The following is a 5,638-nucleotide window of genomic DNA, read 5'->3' on the forward strand; positions in this document are numbered from 1 at the left end:
GGGCGGCCCCGCGCCGCTGCCCGTGCGGACCGCCCGCGCCGAGCGCCCCACCCCCGCCGCCGCCCGCCCCGGCGCCCGGCACGCCGGACGGCCCGAGCAGCCGCCCGCCCCCGTGATCCCGGTCGGGCCCGCGGTGGAGCCCACCGGCGACTCCATGATCCGCGGCACCGCGAGCCGGCCCGTCCTGCCCAGGCGCCGGGGGCAGGAACACCTCGTACCGCAGCTACGGGACGCCCCCGCGCCGGCCCCCGCCGGTGAGCCGGCGCTCCACGATCCCGGCCTGATGGCGGCCTTCCGGCGGGGCATCGGCCTCGCCGAGTCCCAGCCCACCACACGCCCCGGGGGAGCGCCGCAACCCTCCCCCGGAGCTCCGGAGTCACCGCTCCACGACACCACCCCCAAGGAGTAGATTCACCATGGCGAGCGATGTGCCGACCGGCCATGTCTCCGACCTCGACTGGCTGTTGAGCGGTCTGGTCCAGCGAGTCCCCTTCACCCGCAGCGCGGTGCTGCTCTCCTCCGACGGACTGGTGAGATCCGTCCACGGCCTCGACCCCGACAGCGCCGACCACATGGCGGCCCTCTCCTCCGGCCTCTACTCGCTGGGCCGCAGCGCGGGCATCCGCTTCGGGGACGGCGGTGAGGTGCGCCAGGTCGTCGTGGAGCTCGACTCCACCCTGCTCTTCGTCTCCACGGCCGGATCCGGCACCTGTCTGGCCGTGCTGGCGGGCCGTGAGGCGGACGCCGCGGTCCTCGGCTACGAGATGGCGATGCTGGTCAAGAGCGTACGGCCGTATCTGGCGACGCCACTGCGGCACGGGGCCGGTGTCTCACCGAGCGCCGCGGGACACTGACCGGTGTCCCTCTCCACGGACGGGCCGTGGCTCGACGACGCGGCGGGCCGGCTCATCCGCCCGTACACCGTGAGCGGCGGCAGGACCCGGCCCACGGCGGCCCTGGACCTGCTGACGCTGGTGGTCTCCACCGGGACGCCGCCGCAGCCGCACCTCGGCCCCGAGCACACCGAGGCCGTCGTCCTGTGCGCGGGCCCGACCTCGGTCGCGGAGATCGCCGCACAGCTCCGGCTCCCCGTGACGGTGGCCAAAGTCCTCCTCTCCGATCTGGTGGAGTGCGGGGCGATCACCGCACGGCCGCCGGACAGCTTCGACCACCCCACCGACCGTTTCCTGCTGGAGGCAGTGCTCGATGGCCTACGACGACAGCTCTGACCCCTATTCCGGCTCCCAGTCCTTCCCCACCGCGCTGAAGGTCCTCGTCGCGGGCGGATTCGGCGTCGGCAAGACGACCTTCGTGGGCGCGGTCAGCGAGATCGCGCCCCTCAGTACGGAGGAGCTGCTGACCCAGGTCAGCGCGGCGACCGACGATCTGACCGGCGTCGAGACCAAGACGTCGACCACGGTCGCGATGGACTTCGGCCGGCTCACCCTCGACGAACGCCATGTGCTGTACCTCTTCGGCACACCGGGACAGGAACGCTTCTGGTTCATGTGGGACGAACTCTCCCGGGGCGCGCTCGGCGCGATCGTGCTCGCCGACACCCGGCGGCTCGACTACTCCTTCTCCGCGGTGGACTTCTTCGAACAGCGCGGCATCGGATTCGTCGTCGCCGTCAACGAGTTCGACGGTTCGTACCGGTACGACCCGGAGGAGGTACGGGCCGCGATAGACCTCAGGCCCGAGGTGCCGATCGTGCTCTGCGACGCCCGTATCGCCAGTTCCGGCATCCGGACGCTGGTCACCCTCGTCCAGCACCTCCTCACCTCCTCCCCGGCCCCCACGCCGCCTCCCTCCGCGGCCCCGCCTCCCTCCCCGCCCCCGGCCCTCTCCCCGCCCCCGGTGGCCTTCGCGCCCGCCCCGGCGCCGGAGCCCGCCGAATGAGGGCGTCGGCGGCGACCGCCCCGAGCGACGGAGTACGCGGATGAGGTACGACCCGATCGCCCGGCTGCTGCTCACCCCCGTCGACCAGGAGGCGCCCCAGCGGGCGGTACGGCTGCGCGGGCTCGGGCTCGGCGAACGCCCGGAACCGGCCCTCGACGCCTTCGCCGGACAGCTCGCCCGGATGACGGCCGCCCCCTACGCGATGGTCAACTTCCTCGACGCGGAAAGGCAGTTCTTCGCGGGACTGCACATCCCGCCCGGCGGGGCCGAGCAGCGACTCAAGTCCCGCGACCACGGCTACTGCCCCTATGTGGTGGTACGGCGCAAGGCACTGGTCCTGGAGGACGTCCGCGACTTCCCGCGCTTCGCCGGGAACGCGCTCGTGGACGAGAGCGGCATCCGCTCCTACCTCGGGGCGCCCCTCATCGACCGTACGGGGATGGCGCTGGGCACCGTCTGCGTGGCCGACACCGAGCCCCGGCGGTGGGGGCGCGCCGGGCTCGACACCATCAAGGCGTGCGCGGCGCAACTGATGTCGCAGATCCACCGCCGGGAGGACGGCCTGGCCTAACCTCGGAACAGCCTCTTGACCACACGGACGGGCAGTCACTAGCGTGACGGATCAATCCTGTTGGAAAGCGCTTTCAGCGTCTCGGTCCCAGGCCGGGCGTCGGCCGGAGCGGTGCGCGACAGGTCCTCCGAAGAGTGTTCCCCCAAGGCGCAGCGCACGTGACAACCACCGGGTGACCCCGAGGAGTTCACAGTGAGCCAGAGCGTCCTGCCCGTTCCTCCCTCTCCCGCGCCGCGGCGCGCGAGGCCCGGCGCCGGGGAGCGGATCGCCCGCGCCGTCGAGGCCGGTAAACGCCCCGTCGCGCTGCTGGTCGGCTGCGCCGCGCTCTGGTGGGCGATCGCCGCCGCCGAACTCGTCGAGCCGTATCTCGTCCCCTCGCCCGGCGCCACGCTCGACGTGCTGACGGGGAAGGCGGGGTACCTCTGGCACCACACCTGGGTGACGACGTACGAGACACTCCTTGGCTTCCTCATCGCCGCCGTGGTCGGTGTGTTCGCGGCGGTGGTGATGGTCCGCTCGTCGACCGTGGAGCGGACCCTCTACCCCCTGCTGCTCTTCGCCCAGGTGGTGCCGAAGATCGCGGTGGCGCCGCTGTTCGTGGTCTGGCTCGGCTTCGGGATCACCCCGAAGATCCTGATCGCCGTCCTCATCGCCTTCTTCCCCGTGGTGATCTCGATGGTGACCGGTCTCAAGGCGGTCGACCCGGAGATGCTCCAGCTCTCCGCGACGATGGGCGCGAAACCCTGGCAGACCTTCGTCAAGATCCGCTTCCCGGCCTCGCTGCCCCATCTCTTCTCCGGGCTCAAGGTCGCCGTGACACTGGCGGTGACAGGCGCCGTCGTCGGCGAGTTCGTCGGCGCCAACGAGGGACTCGGCTATGTGATCCTCCAGGCGAACGGCAACCTCGACACCCCGATGCTCTTCGCGGGTCTCCTCGTAATGTCGCTGATCGGCGTCGTCCTCTTCGCGCTGGTCGAGATCGCCGAGCGGCTGCTGCTGCCCTGGCACGCGAGCCGCCGGGACACGGACGTCACCACCACCTACTGAGCACGACTCGACCCCGTTCCGGGAAGGGCCAAGCCATGTACCCGCGCAGACTCCTGATCGGTCTCGTACCACTGCTCCTGGTCGCCACCACCGCCTGCGGTGAGGACGGCGCGGGGACCACCACCAGCGACTCCGGCAAGAAGCTCGACCAGGTGACCCTGACACTCAACTGGTATCCGTACGGCGAACACGCGCCGTTCTACTACGGCAAGCAGCGGAAGATCTTCGAGAAGCACGGCATCGACCTGACGATCAGGGCCGGTCAGGGGTCGCAGAAGACCGTACAGGCGACCGCCGCGGGACAGACCGACTTCGGCTGGGCCGACACCCCCGCCCTGCTCAGCGGGGTGGACCAGGGCGTCGGTGTGAAGAGCCTCGGGGTCTTCCTCCAGACGACCCCGTCGTCCGTGCAGTTCTTCGAGAGCGAGAACGTCACCACACCCGCCGACCTCAAGGGCAAGACGATCGCGGGCACGGCGGGGGACGCGCTCACCAAGACCTTCCCGATCTTCCTGGAGAAGAACGGGCTGAAGGAGTCGGACGTCACGATCCAGAACACCGACCCGGCGGGCAAGATCGCCGCTGTGATCTCGGGCAAGACGGACGCGCTGCTCGGCTACGCCAGCGACCAGGGCCCGACCATGAAGGACAAGGCCAAGAAGGAGGTCTCCTACCTCCGCTTCTCCGACCACGGGCTCAACTTCTACTCCAACGGTCTGATCGCCGGCCGGCGCCTCCTCGCCGAACGGGGCGATCTGGCCCGGCGCATGGTGCGGGCCGTCAGCGAGTCATGGGCGGCGGCCGAGAAGGCACCGGACCCCGCCGTCGCCGCGATGGGCGGCGCCTCGGAGCAACTGCCGCCCAGGAACGTCCTGTCGGAGCAGTTCGCCACGACGGTGACCCTGCTGCACACCGACGCCACACGCGGCGCCGCCCCGGGCGTCAACACCGAGGGCGACTGGCGGCGGACCATCGACATCCTCGCGCGGGCCGGACTGGTGAAGAGCCCGAAGGCCGTACAGGAGTACTGGGACAGCGGCACGGCGCTGAAGGGATAGGCGGACACACCATGGCCAGGGACGCGAAGCTCCAGGATCCGGCGGCGCGGCGGGACGGCGCGCAGAACACCACCGAGCCCCCGGGCGCGCCCGCGGTCCGCCTGGACGAGGTGGCCGTCCGGTTCCGTACGAAGAAACGCGAGGTCACGGCCTTGAGCGGGGTCTCGCTCGATGTGGCGCCCGGCGAGTTCGTCGCCCTCGTCGGGCCCTCCGGCTGCGGCAAGTCCACCCTCCTCAAACTCGTGGCGGGCCTGCTGACCGCGTCCGAGGGCGGGGTACGGCTGCACGGCCGGCCGGTCGAGGGGCCGCGGCACGACATCGGCTACGTGTTCCAGCGCGCCGCGCTGCTGGAGTGGCGCACCGCCCGCCGCAACATCCTGCTCCAGGCGGAGATACGGCGGACGGACGCCGCCGCGGCGCGCGAACGGGCCGACGAACTCATCGCGATGACCGGACTCACCGGGTTCGAGGACGCGTATCCGCACGAACTCTCCGGCGGTATGCAGCAGCGCGTCGCGCTCTGCCGGGCGCTGCTCCACGCGCCGCCCGTCCTGTTGATGGACGAGCCGTTCGGGGCGCTCGACGCGTTGACGCGGGAACAGCTCAACATGGAGCTGAACCGCATCTGGCGCGAGACCGGCACCACGGTGCTGCTCGTCACCCACTCCATCTCGGAAGCGGTCTATCTGGCCCAGCGCGTGGTGGTGATGAGCCCGCGCCCCGGCACGATCACGGAGATCATCGACGTGGGCCTCCCGGCGGAACGGGAGTACACGGCGACCCTCGGACGCCCCGAGTTCCGCACGGCGACCACCCGGATCAGGGGACTGCTGGGGGCGGCTTCCGCGCAGGAGTGACGCGGCCGGGCTGGGCCGGTCCGGGCTGGGCCGGGGTGCGGGTCCACCGCGCCCCGGCCCGGCCGCGTGTCCTGCCGCGCCGGATGGGCCACGGCCCACGGCCGCGCATGGACGGGCCACGTCCCACGGCCGGGCCACCGCCCACGGACCGCTCGCGCGCCCCGCGCCCCCCGGGTATCCCGAGGATAATAACCCCACCGCCCCGG

6 protein-coding genes and 2 pseudogenes are annotated in these 5,638 nt (G+C 71.6%); all 8 read left to right on the forward strand.

The genetic code is table 11. From position 1 onward, the window contains the following. A pseudogene (locus tag ACFXPK_RS32375) lies at positions 1 to 409 on the forward strand (ATP-binding protein); the annotation flags it as partial. Between the two features lie 7 nt (positions 410 to 416). Further along, positions 417 to 854 carry a roadblock/LC7 domain-containing protein gene (locus ACFXPK_RS32380; protein WP_385007230.1) on the forward strand — a complete coding sequence of 146 codons (438 nt, stop codon included), beginning with the start codon at positions 417 to 419 and terminating at the stop codon, positions 852 to 854. Between the two features lie 3 nt (positions 855 to 857). Next, on the forward strand, positions 858 to 1,229 hold the full coding sequence (locus tag ACFXPK_RS32385; RefSeq protein ID WP_385007232.1) for a DUF742 domain-containing protein: 372 nt from the start codon (positions 858 to 860) through the stop codon (positions 1,227 to 1,229). Further along, positions 1,207 to 1,803: pseudogene (locus ACFXPK_RS32390) on the forward strand (ATP/GTP-binding protein); the annotation flags it as partial. The gene ACFXPK_RS32385 and the pseudogene ACFXPK_RS32390, both read left to right, overlap by 23 nt. A gap of 136 nt (positions 1,804 to 1,939) precedes the next feature. Further along, the gene (locus ACFXPK_RS32395) at positions 1,940 to 2,470 is read left to right on the forward strand and encodes a GAF domain-containing protein (RefSeq protein ID WP_385007234.1); all 531 of its coding nucleotides are present in this window, start codon (positions 1,940 to 1,942) and stop codon (positions 2,468 to 2,470) included. 192 nt (positions 2,471 to 2,662) lie between these two features. After that, positions 2,663 to 3,517 carry an ABC transporter permease gene (locus ACFXPK_RS32400; protein ID WP_385080727.1) on the forward strand — a complete coding sequence of 285 codons (855 nt, stop codon included), beginning with the start codon at positions 2,663 to 2,665 and terminating at the stop codon, positions 3,515 to 3,517. A gap of 35 nt (positions 3,518 to 3,552) precedes the next feature. Further along, positions 3,553 to 4,575, forward strand: coding sequence for an ABC transporter substrate-binding protein (locus ACFXPK_RS32405; protein WP_385080729.1), 1,023 nt, complete (start codon positions 3,553 to 3,555; stop codon positions 4,573 to 4,575). Positions 4,576 to 4,586: 11 nt separating this feature from the next. After that, positions 4,587 to 5,432: an ABC transporter ATP-binding protein gene (locus ACFXPK_RS32410; RefSeq protein ID WP_385007240.1), complete on the forward strand. Its 846-nt coding sequence runs from the start codon at positions 4,587 to 4,589 to the stop codon at positions 5,430 to 5,432. The last annotated feature ends 206 nt before the right edge of the window (positions 5,433 to 5,638 follow it).

This window comes from Streptomyces sp. NPDC059142 (genome assembly GCF_042755665.1).
GTDB lineage: Bacteria > Actinomycetota > Actinomycetes > Streptomycetales > Streptomycetaceae > Streptomyces.